The sequence below is a fragment of the Clostridioides sp. ES-S-0123-01 genome, assembly GCF_020658415.1.
GTDB lineage: Bacteria > Bacillota > Clostridia > Peptostreptococcales > Peptostreptococcaceae > Clostridioides.
This window is the reverse complement of sequence record NZ_JACVWD010000006.1, coordinates 109688-128940: the sequence shown is the minus strand read 5'-3', so window position 1 is coordinate 128940 and position 19253 is coordinate 109688. Positions and strand designations below refer to the sequence as shown.

Sequence of the window (19253 nt, the reverse complement as noted above, 5' to 3'; positions counted from 1 at the left end):
TGCCTCCTATTTATTATTCATTCTCGAAAGTACTTCCATATAACCTTCTACAAGGTCTCCAAGGTCTCTTCTAAATCTGTCTTTGTCTAATTTTTCATTTGTGTTTACATCCCAAAGTCTACAAGTGTCTGGTGATACTTCATCTGCCAATATTATGTTTCCTTCTGAATCTTTACCAAATTCTATTTTAAAGTCAACTAACTTTAGGTTTAATTTTAAGAAGAATGTTTTTAGCAATTCATTTATTTTTAGAGTTTCTTCTCTTAAGAATTTCAATTCTTCTCTAGTTGCTAATTTCATTGCCACTGCATAATCGTCATTTAGCATTGGGTCACCATAATCATCGTTTTTATAGCTTATTTCAAAGATTGGCTCATCGAAAACTACACCTTCTTCAAGACCAACTCTTTTGCAGATAGAACCAGCAGCAATATTTCTTACTATCACTTCTAATGGTAAAATTTCTACTTTCTTAACTAGCATTTCTCTGTCTGATAAACTTTTTATAAAGTGTGTATTTATATTATTTTCTTTTAACATTTCAAAGATTATTGTTGATATTTTATTATTTAGTATACCTTTTGAAGATATTTCTGCTTTTTTTTCTCCATTAAATGCTGTTGCATCATCTTTATAATAAACAACATATTCGTTTTCATTATCTGTAGAATATACTTGTTTTGCTTTTCCTTCATATAATAACATTTCTGTTACCCCCTTAAGTTCTTGTCGTCTTCTAGCACCTTTTGTGCCATTTCTTCTCTATATGATTTCAAATCTTCTTTTAATTTTGGGTATTTTAGAGTCATTATTTGTAATGCCAATAAAGCTGCATTTAAACCTAAATCTATTGTAACTGTTGCAACTGGTATTCCTTTTGGCATTTGAACTATTGATAAAAGTGAGTCTAATCCATCCATAGTTGATGATTTAATAGGCAATCCTATTACTGGAATTAGAGTTTGTGAAGCTATTACACCTGGTAGATGTGCTGCTTTTCCTGCTGCTGCTATTATTACATCTGTATCATCTTCTATTTCTTTTAGGAATGTTGAAAGTTGTTCTGGTGTTCTATGAGCAGATAATGCTCTTGCTACAACTTCTATTCCATATTTTTCAAGCAGTTTTATCCCTTCTTCTAATTTTGGATAATCTGATTTTGAACCCATAACTACTGCTACTTTCATTAGACTTCCCCTCTCCGTTTATAAGTTATTTTACATTTTAAATCATTCGTATCATTATACGAATTATACACCTTAAATTTTATATTAATATACATATATTATCAACTCTTTTTTGAAATTTTTTAAAAAAAATATTACTTGTATTTTTTTTATTCGCCCCATATCGAACTTTATTCGCTTTTTTTGATACCTAATAAAATTACTTTTCATTTATTTATTATTTTTTGATAAATAAATATATTTTATATAATTTTAAAGTAAACTTGCATAGTATTTTTTAAATTATAAGATTTATAATTCAGTAAGATACTCATTTCTATACATACTTGTATCAGAGTCTATACTAAAAAAGGAAGTTAATTATTATAAATCATCTTCCTTTTCATTAGTGTATAATTTTATAGTTGTTAATTTAAAAATATAAAGTGCCGTTTTTAATTCTGTATTTTATCAATAAATTCATATCTTGCCAATAGTTAATCATCCTTAAATAATCTTTTATATAACAATTTCATTTCTTGATAATCTAAAATTACAAAATCAGGCTCATAAATCAAATCTTCTAAACTATTCCCCCTATGATTCATCCAGATACTCTTCCATCCAGCTTTTTTAGCACCTACTACATCATTTTTATAAGAGTCACCTATATAATATGTATTTGCCCTATCTAAACCCATAAATTTCTCAGCTAATCTAAAAATATTAATGTCTGGCTTAGAAAAGCCAACTTCACTAGAAATAAAAATATTCTCTTCATCAACCCACTTTTCAATATTTAATTGCTTTAATTTCATTCTTTGATGCGAAGATGGTCCATTAGTTATAATTCCAATATTAATATTTTTTTCTTTAGCAAAATTCAAAACTTGCTCCATCTCTGGTATTAGAGTTATTTGTGATTGTTGATATATATACTCATCTTGAAAATTTTGAGCATCTTTTTCTGTAATGGGGTTTCCTAACTCTTCAAAAGCTTTCATTATTCTATACACATGCATTTTTTCAATTGGCATCTCTCCACTCTCAGTCAAATGAAATACCTCATCACTATACTTTCTGCTACTGATATATAAATCTTTAACAGAAATATTCTTTATTGAAGAAAATACTTTATCATATGCGATATAAAAAGGTGTTAACTGATTGTATAAAGTATCATCTACATCAAAAATTAAATTAATCAAAATATTAGTCCTCCAAAATTTAATAGTGGTAAATATAATTATAACTATAAATACCTAGTATAACAATACCTACCACTATAAGTCCTATTATTTATTTAAAATTCTAGTAGTTACACCTTTTAGATTATAACATTCTGCATAATCACGTAAAGGACGCTTAATATGGTCTACAACAAATCTTTGACCATTGATGTTATTTTTTCTTAAATTACTATAAAGCATTTCTATCTCTCTTTTAACATCATCATTATTGAATGTATAGTGACCTGCAATATCTAATATTTCATTAGATAAAACTTCATCCTTAAAGATTTCTTCAGTAGTTAGATTTTTCTGTTCTCCTATCACCCATTTTCTCCAACGTCCACATTCAATAGCATCTACAAGAAGAACATGTCTAATATTTGAAGTCTTTTCAATTAATCCTTCTTCCTTTAGTTTTCTTTCAACTTCTGCTAGCTTTAAGTATGCTCTAGTCTCTTCAGTACCATATTGAGGAGCAACATTTGTCGCAATAATTTGAGATGGTATATGTTCTAATAAAGTCACATCATCCAAATAATCTCCATTATGTTCCTTTAACCCAACTCCATACTTTTTAGCCATTTGAGCTAAATCATAAGCATTCTTAAAGTTAAAAGTGCCTACTTGTTCTGTTTTTCTAGTTAGAGTACCTGTCTGACCAACTATAAATGTTGGCATTGGCAAATCTCTCTTTTCAAGTTCAACTTTTAATCTAGTTATAAATGTTTCATATGTCTCAGTTGAAGTTAAGCCTCCATTTGTTTCCTCTGTCCCAACTTCATATCCTATCTCTGGCAAATTAAGTCTTTTTCTTTCTTTTTCGCAATATTCAATTAATTCTACAGTTCGTTCTAACACTATATCCAATGGAATCACTTTTCCCATTTCAAATGGGTCTTTTGTAGGGTCAATCATTAATAAATCAAAACCTGCCTCAATATCAGCTAAATAAGATTTTTTCCCTAATTCCATAGCTTTGTCAACAGGTAAATGGTCATTTCTCTCTTTATCTCTTTGCCATGGTCCTCCATGGTCTCTGCACAAGTAATATAAGCCATCAAATCCCACTTCATCAGCTATTTTCTTAATATCTCTTGTAAATGTTTCTTGATTCCAACCATTTACATAACCTCCTCCTAGCTCGTCTGCATCTACTTGATTTCTACTTGCAATAAACATTAAAGGAAAATCATCATCTTTTGCTAATTCAAAACTCGCTTGTAACAAGTTAGGTGACATAGGACCAATCCCTAAAAGTGTTGCACTTTTCCCCTCTTCTTGTAAGTCTAGTAATCGTTGTACGACAGTTTTTATTGGTAATTTTTTCATTACTATATCTCCTTTTATTCTATTTTTTAAGATGTTTTCAAAGATGCTTTTAATAAAATTTTCAATAAAAACATCTTTATGTTATATGTAAAACAAATCAAACTTTATTGAAAAGTATCTTTTATTTTCTTAATTAATGCATCAGATTTTTTAATAATATCAGACACACTCATTCTTACTACTTTCTTGCCTTTAAAACGCTCCATATTTCTAATCTCAACATCATTAGTTAATATTACACAAGTTGCTTCTTCAATTTCTTTAATTGACAACTCATTATCTATTCCAGAGCTTCCTTGAGTTTCAACCTTTATTTCTATACCAAATTTTTTTGCTGATAATTCAAGTGATTCAGCTGACATATAAGTATGGGCTACTCCACTAGGACAAGATGTTACTGCTACAATTTTCATATCTTTATCTCCTTTAAATTTATAGTTCTATATAATTTTCTTACAATTTTATATAAATTAATTTATTATTTTATATATCTATAATTCTTCAAATATTAGTTCAATAGAATCATCTATATCTTCTTCAATTTCTTCATCTTCTTTTACATCTTTCTTTACTAATTTCATCAATATTGCGACAACAACTGCTCCAGTTAGTACAGATGCTATATACCCCAACCTGTTATCAACAACTGGAAGTACTATCAATCCTCCCCAAGGAGCATGATTCAAACATCCCAGTAAAAAAGCCATAATATTTCCAATAATTGAACCAGCCATAATACAAGGAATTACTCTAACAGGGTCCGCTGTTGCAAATGGAATAGCTCCTTCCGTGATTCCAACACATCCCATTAGAAGTGATGCTTTTCCTGAATCTCTTTCTTCTTTACTAAATTTTTTTGGGAATAATAATGTTGCTAACCCTAATCCAATTGGAGGTATACAAATCGCAACTCCAACTCCTCCCATTAAGTATGGAAGTGTATCAACTTGTGTTTGAGCAAAAGTCGCAGCAACTTTATTTATAGGACCACCCATATCAGAGGCTATCATTCCTCCCAAAATACCCCCTAAAGGAATCTTTGAAACACCAGACATTCCATTTAACCAGTTCGTCATCCATGCCATAAAAGAAGCTATAGGTTCTCCAATTAAAAATACAATTATACCACCTGTAATCAATGTACCAAGCAAAGGATAAATAAATATGGAACCTAGAGTTCTCATTGTAGGAGCTAATTTTATTTTCTTCAGTTGTAATACAACAAATCCTGCTATGAACCCTGCTATAATACCACCTATAAAACCAGCATTTACTTCTTTTGCTAAGTATGCACCTATCATACCTGGTGCTAGCCCTGGCTTATCTGCCATACTAAATGCTATATATCCACCTAATATTGGAATGAATAAAGCTAGACCTGCAGCACCAATTTGATTTAGTTTAGCTAACCATCCAGTTTCAGGAACAGCAGCTTGTCCACTTAATGTTACTGATAAAGCAAATAATATTCCCCCAGCAACTACAAATGGAATCATATATGATGTTGCTGTCATAAGATGTTTTTGTAAAAACTTTAAAATCCTCATTTTAATCTTCCTCCCCTATCTTTTCTTTTATAAGATTATAAACTGTTTGTTCATCTGCCCCTCTAATTTGATTTCTAAAACTCTCATGCATCAATAAACGTGCCAGTTTTGATAAAATCTTTAAATGAAGATTATTTTCATTATCTTTTGTTACTGATATTAAAAATATCAAGTCTACTTTTTCACCTTCTTCTGTCCATTCAATAGGAACATCAAACTTTCCAATTGTAATACAAGAATCTTTGACACCTATACTTTGACTATGAGGTAGACCTATACCATGCCCAATATATGTTGATAATGTTTCCTCTCTCTTTAAAACATCTTCTAAAAATTGATTTTTATCTCTTAAATACCCCTCTTTTGATACTACATCCACTAATGATGTAATAGCTTCTTCTTTTGAATCTGCTTTCATTTTGAATGAGCATTTTACATTGACTAATTTACTCATACAGTGACCTCCTCCTCATATTTATGAATTAAACCTTCTGCTTCTTCTTTTGTCCTTGCACTTTCTAACATACTAATAAAATTAGTCTTATAAACCATTTTAGTTAAATTAATTATTGCTGGAATTTGCTCTTTCTTATCTCTACTTGCTAAACAAAATATAACTTTAACCTTTTTATCACCAAAACTAATTGGCTCTTTACATATTAGTAAACTTATTGAACTTACTTTAACTAATGAACTGTCATTTCCATGCAATAAAGCAAACTCTTCATCTTTTACAGCATAGAAACCTACATTATTTAAAATATCTATAATATTCTCAGCATATTGTGTTGATACAAAATCACAATTAGCAAGTATATTTGAACTAATTTTAACAGCATCTTCCCACTTAACTTCTCTATCAATTATACTGATAGTATCAGCACCTATTAAATCACTTAATTTAAGCTGTCTAGATAATATTCTCTCATCACTATATCCAAGCTCCTGCCATATGATACTCAATACTCTTTTTTGAGCATCTTCTTCTAAGAAATCCAGCCTTTTTTTGATTGATATATAGTTAGTCAAGACATTCTTTCTTTTTATTCCTTTTTCTTCGAGTTTTAAATAATCGTTTTCCTGCAAAAATGGATTAATCTCAATAACTACTTTAGGCAAAGTTACAACTATCTTTGATGTTGTTATAATAAAATCGATATTTTCCCATTCCTTATAATCTTGTAATTTATATGCTGGAATACTATCCACTATATTTATTTGATAATCATTTATTAGAGTGTCTTTTAACATAGCAATTACACCATATCCAAATCCACAAACTAATAATATGTTTTTATAATTGTTTCTCTCATTTCTTTGTACACTTCCTAAAAAGTGTATTGCTAAAAGTATTATTTCATTTTCATTTTTTATTTGATTTAACATCCTATTTTTTTGTACAGAAACCTTAGTAGCTTCAAGTACATATTGATACTTATCTGGTATTACATGAAATAGTTCTTCATAAATCTGTATGTTTTGCTTGATTCTTTCTATTAATGGGGCAATATGATTAAGCAATCCTTTATAAAGAATCATATCTTCTTTAAAATCAACACTCAATATTTCTGACATATTGTAAATTAAATCTTGAACTATTATTTCTGTACTAATCAAATCCATATCTTCATTTAAACTTGCATATTTATTTGTAAAAAACACAAAACTTTTTAACAATAAAATTTGTTCTTTAGTCAATTTCTTTTGAATGATTTGTTCAAATTCTTGGTCAAATTTATTTTCAAAATATGGTTCACTTAATGAGGAAGATTCCAAAGGATGTTTTTCATCTGAATGTATGTACCATGTAAAAAGAAAAATATTTGAAACATACCATGTGAAAGATTCATCATTTAAAATCCAATCCATTTTGGAAAGTAAATCTATTGACCAATTATATATATTATTCAAGGAAATCCCCTTGAATATTTGTTCAATAATTTTCACTAAGTACTGCTCAAACACACTTAAATCAGACTTTTCTTTACCAAATAGGTAAGAATATAATTTTAATATACTTAGTCTTTGTTTATATATAGTGTTTTCATCTCCACTTATTTTGAAAGTCTTATCATATGTAATAGTTATTTGGTTTCTTTCTAATTCACTTGATAGAACATTAAGGTCGTTTTTAATTGAACTTCTAGAAACCTGGAATTCTTTGCTCAACTTTTCTAAATTTAGCTTATCTATTTTAAACATTGATATAATCTTCATAATAGATACTCTCTCAGTTAAAGAAAATACATATTCATTATTATCTATATATACTACTTGGAAATTCTTAGGAATAATTAGTACACCTTTATTTATTTTTTGTATTAATGGTTTATTTAATGACTGTAAAACTATATTTAAATTATTTATGTCATATCTAACTTTTCTTTCTTCTATACTTAATTGTTGGCTAATTTCCTTATAACTTGTCTTCTCTTTTCCTTTTAGAAAATTCATAATGAGTAACATTCTTCCACTTATCATATTTTCCCTCCTTTCAAAATAATTAGAGTTATTAATACTGCAAATTTTATGTTATTCTGTATATTTAAGTTTTTTTATGTCTAAAAATAGTAACTATCTTTCTATATTCAGAATAATACAATAAAGCTTTAACTACAACTTACAATATTTGAAAATTGTTTTTACAAAATCTGTAGACATATTTTTATTAAAAAATATAATATTTATATTTAAAACTTTATATCATCTACTAATTACAATATATTTTAACATTACATAGTATTTTCAACGCTTTACTAATAACTGCTATATATCTATAACTATATGGGTAACAGTAAAATAGTTAAAAGTTTTACTTAAAAGTAAAACTATATCTGTAGATTTAAACATACAAATAAAAAAAGCAAGCTATATATTTAAATTATATAACTTGCCTAAATATTTAATTTTATAAACCTAATCATTAGGTATTGTTAAATTTTTTACTTTATCACCATTATATGCGAATTCTTCAAATTCATGTATTGATAATGGTTTAGAAAAAACATAACCTTGAATATAGTCACATCCAATACTTTTTAAAAAATATACTTGTTCAACTTCTTCAATACCTTCAGCAATTACTTTCATACCAAGTCTCCTGCTAAGTTCAATAATAGATTCCACAACAACTTTACCACGTTCTATATTATTTTTACTAACAAAAAATGAACGATCTAATTTAATTATATTGACTTTAAACTCCTTTAATATCCCTAATGATGAATATCCAAATCCAAAATCATCTATAGAACATTTAAAGCCTTTACTATGGATATCATCTATTACACCAATTGCTTCTGGATTTTCTAAAAAAATAGATTCTGTAAGTTCTAAGTCTATTAAAGATGTAGGTACATTATATTTAATACATATCATCTCATATTTTTCTAAGAATGATTTATCCTTTAAATGTTGTCTTGATACATTAACAGAAATTATTAATAACTCCTTACATTCTTTTATCCATTTAGAAATCAATTTACATGTTTCTTCAAGAACATATAGGTCTAACTCACATATAAATCCACTTTTTTCAAAAATGGGAACAAAATCACTAGGATAAATCATCCCCTTCTCTGGGCTATTCCAACGAACAAGAGATTCTGCACCACTAACCTTTCCAGTTTTTATATCAATTTTTGGTTGTAAGCATATAAAAAATTCTTTATCCTCAAGAGCTTTTTCCATTAAATTTGACAATTCCTTTTCAAATATCAATCGTTTTTTTTCTATATCACTATAAAAATTAAAATCACTTTTATGTGCTTTATTAAAACTTTTTCTTGCTGTATTCACATGGTCTTGTATTGTAATTAAATCTTCGTCATGATTTTCAATTGCGTAAATACCTACTGATATTCTTAAAAAGTATGGTTTTTCTTTTCCTTTGTTAAAATAATTAATCTCATCTTCTATTTTATACAGTAATTCTAAAACTTCTAATACTGGTCTATTCTTCATAAATAGATAGAACAGGTCTGCATCATGCCGACATACAAACTCCTCATCATTAGCAATATTTTTTTCTAAAACATTATAAATATATTTAAGTGTATTATTTCCTTTTTCACTACCAAAACAGTCATTTATTAGCTTAAAATCCTTTATATTTATTGCTATCATCATATAAGTATTATCAGGAGATTTTGAAATTAAAGGTTTTATTAACATACTAAATTTTGTTGAATTAATACCATTTGTTATATTATCTAAATAAGCAATATCTTCAATTTGTTTTATGTATTTTCTTCTAATAGTATATAAAATCCATGTTATAATTCCAATAATAAAAATAATTATAAAGGTCATTATTATTGTAAAAATGTTTAATTTATTCAATTCACCTAAAACAGCTTCTTCAGGCACTATAAGAATGAAATACCAATCATTTAAATCTTTTGTTACTGGATGATACGTTAGCAGACACTTTACATTTTTTGATGAAGTTATTGTAATTTCTCCTGATTCTTCATTCTTAAAGTCATCCATTATTTTGGGAACCCAATGCTCATTTGTAGCACCTTTATATTTATGACTAAGGTCCTTTATCAACTCACTATTTTTACCTATAAAGAGAGGTTTCCCCTTAGTATTAACAATTTCAATAGTTCCTTCTCCGTTAAAACTGTCAATACTAAGAATATTATTCACACTTTCTTTTTGAGAAATACCTACTAAAATACTAGATACCTCATGTTTATAATCAAATATAGGTACACTGTAGAGTACAACATCTATTGACTCTATAAGTTCTGTGTATTCCTTTCCTTCTATCCCCTTTTTATATGAAATAGTATTCTTTAAATCCGCTTCTTTTCCACTTAAAAACTTTGTTTTACCTTTTAAATCTATTATTCCAATATCAGAATATTTATAACTAGTTTTTCTTTTTGCTAAGTAATCATATCGACTATCACCTTCATATTGTTTAATAAAATCTGCCATTAGCCTTAAATCAGATAAAATAAACTTAATTTGATTATCAACATTTGTTACAACTTGTGTAGATACATCATTTAGATAGTTTTTAGTTTGCTTATTAGATATGTTGTACAGTTTTACAGTAGTAAAAACAGTAATTACAAGAATTGAAATAATAAGTGCACATAAAACCACAGACAAAACCATATTGTTTTTTTCGTACCTTGATAATTTCATTTTTTGTCCTCCAAACTATAAGTCCATTTTTAGCATAAATACTAATTCTACAAATTTCATTACCAAAAAACTATTCACACTATATTATAATATTCTACTTATCAATATTCAACAAAACTCCTTTATATTTCAATAATAATTCATTAATAAGCATTTTATTGATTTTATTTATGTAATATTTTTCCTTAAACTGCTGTAGAATATTGTTTAAAAACAAATTCCATAATCTAAGTTTATGTTTCTATTTATTCAAGACTAACAAATTCTATATACTTATATCAAAAAAGCTATCCCATATTTTAAGATAGCTCTTTATTTTAATGAGACACTTAATATCTCTAATATCTCATAACTAAATATATTATTAAACCTTCACTTATTTTCTTTAATAACACAACAAGGATTCCCATAAGCTATAGTATTAGATGGAATTGACTTTGTTACAACACTACCTGCACCAATAGTTACATTGTCTCCTATTGTTACTCCTGGTAAAATAATACTCCCTCCACCAATCCAAACATCATTACCAATTTTCACTGGTGCAGTTATAGTTTTGCAAAAACTAAATCCATCATCAGTTCTTTCCTCAAATCTATCTTTAGCATTAGTTGGATGAAATGCTGTATATATTTGTACATTAGGGGCAATCAATGCATTGTCACCTATTATGATTTCATTATCATCTAAAAATGTACAATTCATATTTACTTCGCAATTATTACCAAAATAAATATTATTTCCATAATCAACATAAAAAGGTGCAGTAATCCATATATTTTTTCCCTTTCCACCTAAGAGTTCTGTTAAGATACGTTCCTTGTTAATACTATCATCTGATTTCAAACTATTATACTCTTTTGTTAAATCCTTGGCTTTGTGCCATTGACATAATAATTCCTTATCTCCACAGTCATACAATTCTCCTGCCAACATCTTTTCACGTTCTGTCATCCCAACCTCCTAAAATATATTAGTATATTAACTAAAAATAATATTTGTTATTAATATTGTTCCATATTTATATTGTAATATAAAAAATTAAATACTCAATGAAACTATCTTATTGAATATTTAATTTACTTACATCTTGCAAATACAAAGTTAGTATATAATTATAGGTTCTACTTAAATTAAATCTAGACTATAGATATTTTCATTATTCATTGAATCAAAAATGCTAAATTTAAAATCTACTTTTTTCAATAAATTATTTGAAGCCAGATTATCTGATAAAGCACTTGCTAATACTTGTATACATTTTTGTTCATTATTTCAGTAAGACATAAAAGAATCAATATAGCTTTCTTGAAATCTTCTGATTTTATATCTTTCAGTTGGCATATGCAGTCTCTTTTTATAATGATTTTTTTTAACAAGTATGTAGTTACTATATCTTCAATACACCAAGCATAACACAAACCATATTTGTATGACAATTCATAATTATATTATTTATTTAGTCATTTTTAAATAATTGATATGAATTTGTATCATATGAATTTAAAAATCATTATTTGATAGAATCGCTGTAACTCTTTTTTTATTTAACTTATCAAAATAAATAGAGATTATAGCAAGTGTACTACCTAAATAATGAATGTAATACATCTGGTAACCATGCAATAATATTTGAAGCACCTGCTAATATCAAAAATACTAATTCTATCTTTCTTAAATAGAAAGAACAGTTATAGCAAAATGATATTCCATAAAGTTCTAGCAGTAAAGTAAATAGGGTGAAAAATGAAATTGAAGTTAACAAAATATATACTAGTTGTAATTGATTATGTGCAACTCCAAATGAAATACTAAAAGCATAATACAAAATGATACCTAGAATTGTTAGAAAATTTGTTTTTTGTTCTACTGTATCTATATCACGAAATATGTATGAACCAATGACTGGAACGATAATTAAAAGCATTGTTAAGTCTGAACCTATCAATATAGGTGCCTTGAAATATGAGTCATATTGATAAATACCTGTACCATACATCTCAATAACCTGCCCATATAGGTTTATTGCTTCATATTTATTATCTATAGAAAATGAAAATATTCCACAAACTGTAATGATTAGCAATAATATGAATATAATGGTTGGTGAAATATTTAGCCAGGTCATTTGTTTTTTCTTTATCATTTAATTTCCTCCCTAAGGTAAAGTGTTTAAAGACTCTAAATGTTATTAGTTAGTATAACTGATAAATCTCTTGTATAAATCTATAGTAATAAGTTACTATTTACACTATAGCAACTTATTACTATAATATAAATAGTAGATTTCACATGAAAGGAGTATCTTATGCAAATTAAAAACATGATTAGAAATTTTAGTGGTGAAAGAAATAATGAAGTTCGTGGTATTTTTGCAAGCATATTTATTTTACAAAACCGATTACAAACTATTTTTGATAAAGCAGATGAACATCTTACTTTAAAACAATTTATGCTTCTTACAATGGTAAAGCATGCTGATGAAAAAACTACTTTTACTTATCTTGGGAAACTCTTAGGGTCTTCACGTCAAAATATAAAAAAACTAGCTGTTTCTCTTGAAAACAAAGGTTTTATAACTATTGAACATGAACCCAATAATAAAAGAAATACTTCTATTGTACTAACAAAAAAAGCAGATGAATATTCACAAAAAGTACAGGAACTCCATACTGAGAAATTAAACAATATATTTCAGGATTATTCAAATGAAGAAATCAGCCTGTTTTATCAAATGATTACAAAACTATATACAGGAGTTGAAAGAGAAGAAAAATACTATGAGTAAAATAATTATTTATAGCACAAAATTTAACTCAACTAATATGTATTATGACTTTGAATTTTATGCATTCCATTGAAAACATAAATATAGTCCAAAAGAATAGTTACACAGCACGATATGTATTAAAACAAGTAAAAAATAGACCGAAAAAGAGCTAGAAATACCCTATTTAAAGGCTTTCTAGCTCATTATTAATTATTCCCATTCTATTGTTCCAGGTGGTTTAGAAGTTATATCATAAACTACTCTATTTACTCCATCAACTTCATTAATTATTCTATTAGAAATTTTTTCTAACACATCATAAGGCATCTTATACCAGTCAGAAGTCATTCCATCAGAAGAAGTAACTGCTCTTAAACCAACTAAATAAGCATATGTTCTTTCATCTCCCATAACTCCAACAGTCTTAACATCTGGTAATGTTGCAAAAGCTTGCCATATTTCTCTATATAAACCAGCTTTTCTAAGCTCGTCCATATAAACAGCATCTGCTTCTCTTAATATATCACATTTTTCTTTAGTTACATCACCTATAACTCTTATTCCAAGACCTGGCCCTGGGAAAGGATGTCTAAATATTAATCCTTCTTCTATACCAAGTTCTAATCCTATTTTTCTAACTTCATCCTTAAATAGTTCTCTTAATGGCTCAACTATTTCTTGGAAATCCACATCTTCAGGAATTCCACCAACATTATGGTGAGATTTTATAGTAGCAGCACCATTTCCATGTCCACTTTCTATAACATCTGGATAAATTGTTCCTTGAACTAAGAAATCCATTTTTCCTAATTTATTTGATTCTTCTTCAAATACTCTTATAAATTCTTCACCAATTATCTTTCTCTTAGCTTCTGGCTCAGAAATTCCTTTTAGTTTAGATAAGAATCTATCTTCTGCATTAACTCTTATTAAATTTATATCGAATTTCTCTCTAAATATTCTTTCTACATCGTCACCTTCATTTTTTCTAAGTAAACCATGGTCAACAAATATACAAGTCAAGTTATCTCCAATTGCTCTATGAATAAGAACTGCAGCAACAGAAGAGTCAACACCTCCACTTAAAGCACATAAGGCCTTTTTGTCACCTATTTTTTCTTTTAATTCTTTTATTTTATCTTCTATGAATGAATCTGTAGTCCAGTCACCTTTTACTTCACATACATTGTATAAGAAATTTTTAAGTATCTTATCTCCCTCTAAACAATGTTCTACTTCTGGATGGAATTGAACTCCATATAGTTTTTGTTCTACATTTTCCATAGCCGCTACTGGACAATCTTTAGTATTTGCAACTATAGTAAATCCTTCTGGAGCCTTTTCTATTAAATCAGTATGACTCATCCAAACACTATTTGTAGTAATCCCTTCAAATAATGATGATTTTCCATAAGTTATAGATGTTTTTCCATATTCTTTTTCTTGTTTATTGCCTTTTCTTACAACTCCACCTAATACATGAGACATTATTTGAACTCCATAACATATACCAAGTATTGGTACTCCTAGTTCAAATATTTCTTTTGATATTGTTGGAGAATCTTCTAAGTATGCACTATTTGGCCCACCTGTAAATATTATCCCTTTAGGATTTTTTGCTTTTATTCTTTCTATGCTTGCAGTACATGGAAGTATTTCACAATATACGTTGTTTTCTCTAACTCTTCTAGCTATTAACTGATTATATTGACCTCCAAAATCTATTACAAGTACTAATTCATGTTTCATAAATTTCCATCTCTCCTTGTATAATATAGTTTATATATATATTTATTTTAACACAATACAGTCTAAATTATATTAAATCTTTTTACACAAAAAACCTGTATAGTAACTTCCATAATTTCTAGCAAAAGTGAAATTACTATACAGGCTTCCAAAATGCCCCTTATCTTATAGCCAACATATAGGGAGTATAACTCAGCCTACACATTTACTTAACTAGGTCTTTTGGTATAATAATTTCACTCATAGTCAAGATATTTACGGTATCTTGGTAGAGACTCTCAGACCATATCTCTGAGCATATACGAGTGAGTTTATATTTTATATATTTTTTTCTGTTTGCTTTTATTTATTAAAGCTGAGTATTAATTTATCAAAATTTATTACTTATGTCAATAAGTTTTCACTAAATTCTTCTTTTATTCTAAAATTTATATCAGCAAACACTTTTTTTATAGGAATATCTTCATTTTTTGCTATAGTTTTACATTCATCATATTCTGGAGTAGCTTTAACTAATTTATCTTTGTAATACCCTAGTTTTATTGTAACTAATCCATATTTTGTGTCTAATTTTACAAACTTTCTATCTAAAATTTCTCTGTTGTAAGCATTATATCGTACTCCAAAAGTGCTAGTTTCTAAAAGCAATATTTCAATAAATTTTTCTAAATCTACTTTATTACATAAAATCGATATTTTTGTTGCAGGTCTATTCTTTTTCATATAAATGCTTTCTGTATAAATATCTAACGCTTTCTCGTCTAATATTTTTTCATACAAATAAGAATATACTTCTGAAGACATATCATCGATATTTGCACTAATTTCATAAATTAATTCTTCTTTTTTTTTTCTCCTAATACTGTTCTTAACATATTAGGTACTTCAAATTTCTTATGACCTATTCCATATCCAATTTTTATTGGAGAAAACTCAAAATCCTCTACAAATTCATCACACAGAACTTTTATTATTGCAGCTCCTGTTGGAGTCGTACATTCTCCTTTTACATTATTTAATTTGATTGGTACACCTTTTAATATTTCCATGGTTGCAGGTGCAGGTACAGGCATGACTCCATGGTCACATTTTACAAATCCTGAACCAACAGATACTGTACTAGAATAAATCTTATCTATACAAAGTAAATCAACTAATATAGATGCTCCTACAATATCTACAATTGAATCTATAGCTCCTACCTCATGGAAGTGTATCTTATCTATTGTAGTTCCATGAACCTTTGCTTCTGCTTCTCCAATTACCATAAATATTTTTTTAGCATTAGATTTTACATTTTCATTTAAATCACTTTCATCTATAATTTCAAATATATCCACTAAATTTCTGTGCATATGTGTTTCTTTCGTAATTACTTTTACTGTTATACCTGATATTCCACTTTCATTTTTTGAGCTTATATTTATATTAAATTCATCGCTCATTTTTAGTTTATGAATTTCCTCCAAAAAAATTTCCTCAGGTACACCTAAATTTAATAAGCTTGCAAGGGTCATATCCCCTGAGATACCACTTACTATATCAAAATAAAGTATTTTTTCACTCATATATTTCTCCTCAGTTTTAATAATGAAAAATCTAATAAACATTAGATTAACATCGTATAATTTATGTTTAATTTATATCAATATACCTATTATAATTTATTTATCATAGCTGCCAAATATCCTGCTCCAAAACCATTATCAATATTTACAACAGATATTCCAGATGCACAACTATTTAACATAGCCAATAATGCTGCTAATCCTCCAAAATTGGCTCCATATCCAACAGATGTTGGTACAGCTATTACTGGAACATCAACTAGGCCTCCAATTACACTTGCAAGTGCACCTTCCATTCCTGCAACAGCTACTACTACTCTAGCACTATCTATTTTGTGTCTCTTATTTAAAAGTCTATGTATACCAGCCACTCCAACATCATATATTCTATCAACATCATTACCTAAAAATTTAGCTGTATAATATGCTTCATCTGCTACTGGTATATCAGAAGTTCCTCCTGTTGCAATTACAATTTTGCCTTTTCCAATATTCTCTATAGCATGATTTTGAATTTTAAGAATTTTAGATAATTCTTCGTATTCAGCATGACTATAAATTTCTTTAACTTTTAAAAATGTTTCTTTTCTACATCTTGTCCCCAATATATTAGAACCTTTTTGATTCATTTTATCAATAATTCCTAAAATATGTTCATCACTTTTACCTTCACAATAAATTACTTCTGGATATCCATTTCTTAATTCTCTATGATGGTCTATATTGGCATATCCAAGGTCTTCATAGGGTAAATCTTTTAATTGTTCTAATGCAACATCTATATCAATGTTTTCATTTTTAACCTGTTCAAGCAATTTTCTTAAGTCCATATTATCGCATCCTTTTAAACTTTGATTTATTCTCTATCAACAATTATACCTTAATTAATATATATCTAACATCATAACCTAAAAAATAACAATACAACTTCAAAGATATTATTATAATCCAGATACTAATTATCCAGATATATATATTAAAATTGTAAATACACAAAAAAATTAAATATATACAAAAGAACTATTTCAACTTAGATACTAAAATCTAAGTCAAAATAGTTCTCTATCTTAAAATTTATATTTTTAAATATTTTAAGATTACATCATTCCTGGCATACCGCCACCCATTCCTGGCATTCCTACATCTTCTTTTTCAGGAAGGTCAGCAACAGCAGCTTCAGTAGTTAAGAAAGTACTTGCTATTGATGCAGCATTTTGTAGAGCACTTCTACTAACTTTAGTTGGGTCAACTATACCAGCTTCTATCATATTTACATATTTTTCATTTAAAGCATCAAATCCAGTTTCTGCTTCAGCGTTAACAACATTTTGTACAATTACAGCACCTTCAAGACCAGCATTTATAGCTATTTGTCTTAATGGTTCTTCTAATGCTTTTTTAACTATTTGAGCACCTAGTTTAACTTCTCCAGTTAAACTCTCAACTAGTGTTCCTATTGCTGGTATAACACTAACAAAAGCAGTTCCTCCACCAGCTACTATTCCTTCTTCTACAGCAGCTCTAGTTGCATTAAGAGCATCTTCTATTCTTAATTTTCTTTCTTTTAACTCAACCTCTGTAGCAGCACCAACTTTTACAACAGCTACTCCACCAGCAAGTTTAGCTAATCTTTCCATTAATTTTTCTCTATCAAAATCTGAAGTAGTTTGCTCTACTTGATGTTTGATTTGATTTACTCTATCTTCTATAGCTTTTTTATCTCCAGAACCATCTACTATTGTAGTGTTTTCTTTAGTTACTTTAACAGATGAAGCTCTACCTAACATAGATAAATCAGCTTCTTTTAAATCATATCCTAATTCTTCTGATATTACTTGACCACCTGTAAGTATAGCTATATCTTGAAGCATTTCTTTTCTTCTATCTCCAAATCCTGGAGCTTTAACTGCTACTACATCAAATGTTCCTCTTAATTTATTAACAACTAATGTAGATAATGCTTCACCTTCTACATCTTCAGCAATTATTAGTAGCTTTTTACCTTGTTGAACTATTTGTTCAAGAACTGGTAATAGCTCTTGTATGTTAGATATTTTTTTATCAGTAATTAATATATATGGGTCATTTAAAACTGCTTCCATCTTGTCTACATCTGTAACCATATATGCAGAAACAAATCCTCTGTCAAATTGCATACCTTCAACAGCATCCAATTCAGTATTCATAGTTTGAGATTCTTCAACAGTTATAACTCCATCTTTACCTACTATTTCCATAGCTTCTGCTATTAATTTTCCAACTTCTTCATCACCAGCAGATATAGAAGCAACTTGAGATATAGCTTCCTGTGTTTCTACTATTCTTGATTGATTTTTTAATTCTTCTACTGCTACTGTTACTGCTTTTTGTATTCCTTTTCTTAAAAGTATTGGGTTAGCACCTGCTGTTACATTTTTTAAACCTTCTCTGATTATAGCTTGTGCTAAAACTGTAGCAGTTGTAGTACCATCTCCAGCTACATCATTAGTTTTAGTTGCTACTTCTTTAACCAACTGAGCACCCATATTTTCAAATCTATCTTCTAATTCTATTTCTTTTGCTATAGTTACACCATCATTAGTTATAAGTGGAGAACCAAATTTTTTATCTAATATAACATTTCTTCCTTTAGGTCCTAATGTTACTTTTACTGTATCTGCTAATTTATTTACACCAGCTTCTAAAGCTCTTCTTGTTTCCTCTGAAAATTTAATTTCTTTAGCCATTTTAAA

The 19253-nt window shown here is 28.0% G+C and carries 15 protein-coding genes, 1 pseudogene and 1 riboswitch; of the genes and pseudogenes, 1 reads left to right on the top strand and 15 read right to left on the bottom strand.

Features of this window, described 5'->3' with window-relative positions; translation table 11 throughout:
- Positions 1-6: 6 nt before the first annotated feature.
- The 11 genes from purC to IC175_RS15300 all read right to left on the bottom strand — a co-directional run bounded on the left by purC (position 7) and on the right by IC175_RS15300 (position 12580).
- Positions 7-705 (bottom strand): phosphoribosylaminoimidazolesuccinocarboxamide synthase, encoded by a 699-nt coding sequence (purC, locus tag IC175_RS15350; RefSeq protein ID WP_227483465.1) that lies wholly within the window; start codon positions 703-705, stop codon positions 7-9.
- 5 nt (positions 706-710) lie between these two features.
- A complete protein-coding gene (purE, locus tag IC175_RS15345; protein ID WP_003420964.1) occupies positions 711-1187 on the bottom strand; it encodes a 5-(carboxyamino)imidazole ribonucleotide mutase in 477 nt (158 codons plus the stop codon).
- Positions 1188-1663: 476 nt separating this feature from the next.
- The gene (locus IC175_RS15340; protein WP_227434632.1) at positions 1664-2374 is read right to left on the bottom strand and encodes an HAD family hydrolase; all 711 of its coding nucleotides are present in this window, start codon (positions 2372-2374) and stop codon (positions 1664-1666) included.
- Positions 2375-2461: 87 nt separating this feature from the next.
- The gene (locus tag IC175_RS15335; RefSeq protein ID WP_227824848.1) at positions 2462-3727 is read right to left on the bottom strand and encodes a class II D-tagatose-bisphosphate aldolase non-catalytic subunit; all 1266 of its coding nucleotides are present in this window, start codon (positions 3725-3727) and stop codon (positions 2462-2464) included.
- A 104-nt stretch (positions 3728-3831) separates the two neighbouring features.
- Positions 3832-4140, bottom strand: a complete 309-nt coding sequence (locus IC175_RS15330; protein ID WP_227434630.1) for a PTS fructose-like transporter subunit IIB — start codon at positions 4138-4140, stop codon at positions 3832-3834.
- 78 nt (positions 4141-4218) lie between these two features.
- Complete coding sequence (locus tag IC175_RS15325) at positions 4219-5274, bottom strand: PTS fructose transporter subunit EIIC (RefSeq protein WP_227434629.1); 1056 nt, start codon at positions 5272-5274, stop codon at positions 4219-4221.
- A gap of 1 nt (position 5275) precedes the next feature.
- Positions 5276-5728, bottom strand: coding sequence for a PTS sugar transporter subunit IIA (locus IC175_RS15320; RefSeq protein WP_227434628.1), 453 nt, complete (start codon positions 5726-5728; stop codon positions 5276-5278).
- Entirely contained in the window at positions 5725-7755 is a 2031-nt protein-coding gene (locus IC175_RS15315; RefSeq protein ID WP_227836188.1) for a PTS sugar transporter subunit IIA, read from the bottom strand. The genes IC175_RS15320 and IC175_RS15315 overlap by 4 nt, the downstream gene beginning before the upstream one ends.
- Before the next feature lie 435 nt (positions 7756-8190).
- Positions 8191-10434 carry an EAL domain-containing protein gene (locus IC175_RS15310; protein WP_227851691.1) on the bottom strand — a complete coding sequence of 748 codons (2244 nt, stop codon included), beginning with the start codon at positions 10432-10434 and terminating at the stop codon, positions 8191-8193.
- Between the two features lie 372 nt (positions 10435-10806).
- Positions 10807-11388 (bottom strand): sugar O-acetyltransferase, encoded by a 582-nt coding sequence (locus tag IC175_RS15305; protein ID WP_227434625.1) that lies wholly within the window; start codon positions 11386-11388, stop codon positions 10807-10809.
- A gap of 631 nt (positions 11389-12019) precedes the next feature.
- A complete protein-coding gene (locus IC175_RS15300; protein ID WP_227851690.1) occupies positions 12020-12580 on the bottom strand; it encodes a hypothetical protein in 561 nt (186 codons plus the stop codon).
- Between the two features lie 162 nt (positions 12581-12742).
- Between IC175_RS15300 and IC175_RS15295 the strand changes: the two genes are divergently transcribed.
- Positions 12743-13222, top strand: coding sequence for a MarR family winged helix-turn-helix transcriptional regulator (locus IC175_RS15295; RefSeq protein WP_227434622.1), 480 nt, complete (start codon positions 12743-12745; stop codon positions 13220-13222).
- A 192-nt stretch (positions 13223-13414) separates the two neighbouring features.
- Here the strand turns inward: IC175_RS15295 and guaA are convergent, their stop codons facing one another.
- The 4 genes and pseudogenes from guaA to groL form a co-directional block, all read right to left on the bottom strand.
- Entirely contained in the window at positions 13415-14953 is a 1539-nt protein-coding gene (gene guaA, locus IC175_RS15290; protein WP_227434621.1) for a glutamine-hydrolyzing GMP synthase, read from the bottom strand.
- A 223-nt stretch (positions 14954-15176) separates the two neighbouring features.
- Positions 15177-15278, bottom strand: a riboswitch (purine riboswitch).
- Between the two features lie 59 nt (positions 15279-15337).
- Positions 15338-16470, bottom strand: a pseudogene (gene larC / locus IC175_RS15285) (nickel pincer cofactor biosynthesis protein LarC).
- A 140-nt stretch (positions 16471-16610) separates the two neighbouring features.
- Positions 16611-17351: a nickel pincer cofactor biosynthesis protein LarB gene (gene larB / locus IC175_RS15280; protein WP_227434620.1), complete on the bottom strand. Its 741-nt coding sequence runs from the start codon at positions 17349-17351 to the stop codon at positions 16611-16613.
- A 267-nt stretch (positions 17352-17618) separates the two neighbouring features.
- Entirely contained in the window at positions 17619-19247 is a 1629-nt protein-coding gene (groL, locus tag IC175_RS15275) for a chaperonin GroEL (RefSeq protein WP_227434619.1), read from the bottom strand.
- Positions 19248-19253 lie beyond the last annotated feature (6 nt).

Excerpts from the sequence above, each read along its gene's own strand:
- purC (WP_227483465.1), bottom strand. The coding sequence starts at position 705 with ATGTTATTATATGAAGGAAAAGCAAAACAAGTATATTCTACAGATAAT.
- purE (WP_003420964.1), bottom strand. The coding sequence starts at position 1,187 with ATGAAAGTAGCAGTAGTTATGGGTTCAAAATCAGATTATCCAAAATTA.
- IC175_RS15335 (WP_227824848.1), bottom strand. The coding sequence starts at position 3,727 with ATGAAAAAATTACCAATAAAAACTGTCGTACAACGATTACTAGACTTA.
- IC175_RS15330 (WP_227434630.1), bottom strand. The coding sequence starts at position 4,140 with ATGAAAATTGTAGCAGTAACATCTTGTCCTAGTGGAGTAGCCCATACT.
- IC175_RS15325 (WP_227434629.1), bottom strand. The coding sequence starts at position 5,274 with ATGAGGATTTTAAAGTTTTTACAAAAACATCTTATGACAGCAACATCA.
- IC175_RS15320 (WP_227434628.1), bottom strand. The coding sequence starts at position 5,728 with ATGAGTAAATTAGTCAATGTAAAATGCTCATTCAAAATGAAAGCAGAT.
- IC175_RS15315 (WP_227836188.1), bottom strand. The coding sequence starts at position 7,755 with ATGATAAGTGGAAGAATGTTACTCATTATGAATTTTCTAAAAGGAAAA.
- IC175_RS15310 (WP_227851691.1), bottom strand. The coding sequence starts at position 10,434 with ATGAAATTATCAAGGTACGAAAAAAACAATATGGTTTTGTCTGTGGTT.
- IC175_RS15305 (WP_227434625.1), bottom strand. The coding sequence starts at position 11,388 with ATGACAGAACGTGAAAAGATGTTGGCAGGAGAATTGTATGACTGTGGA.
- IC175_RS15300 (WP_227851690.1), bottom strand. The coding sequence starts at position 12,580 with ATGATAAAGAAAAAACAAATGACCTGGCTAAATATTTCACCAACCATT.
- IC175_RS15295 (WP_227434622.1), top strand. The coding sequence starts at position 12,743 with ATGCAAATTAAAAACATGATTAGAAATTTTAGTGGTGAAAGAAATAAT.
- guaA (WP_227434621.1), bottom strand. The coding sequence starts at position 14,953 with ATGAAACATGAATTAGTACTTGTAATAGATTTTGGAGGTCAATATAAT.
- larB (WP_227434620.1), bottom strand. The coding sequence starts at position 17,351 with ATGGACTTAAGAAAATTGCTTGAACAGGTTAAAAATGAAAACATTGAT.
- groL (WP_227434619.1), bottom strand. The coding sequence starts at position 19,247 with ATGGCTAAAGAAATTAAATTTTCAGAGGAAACAAGAAGAGCTTTAGAA.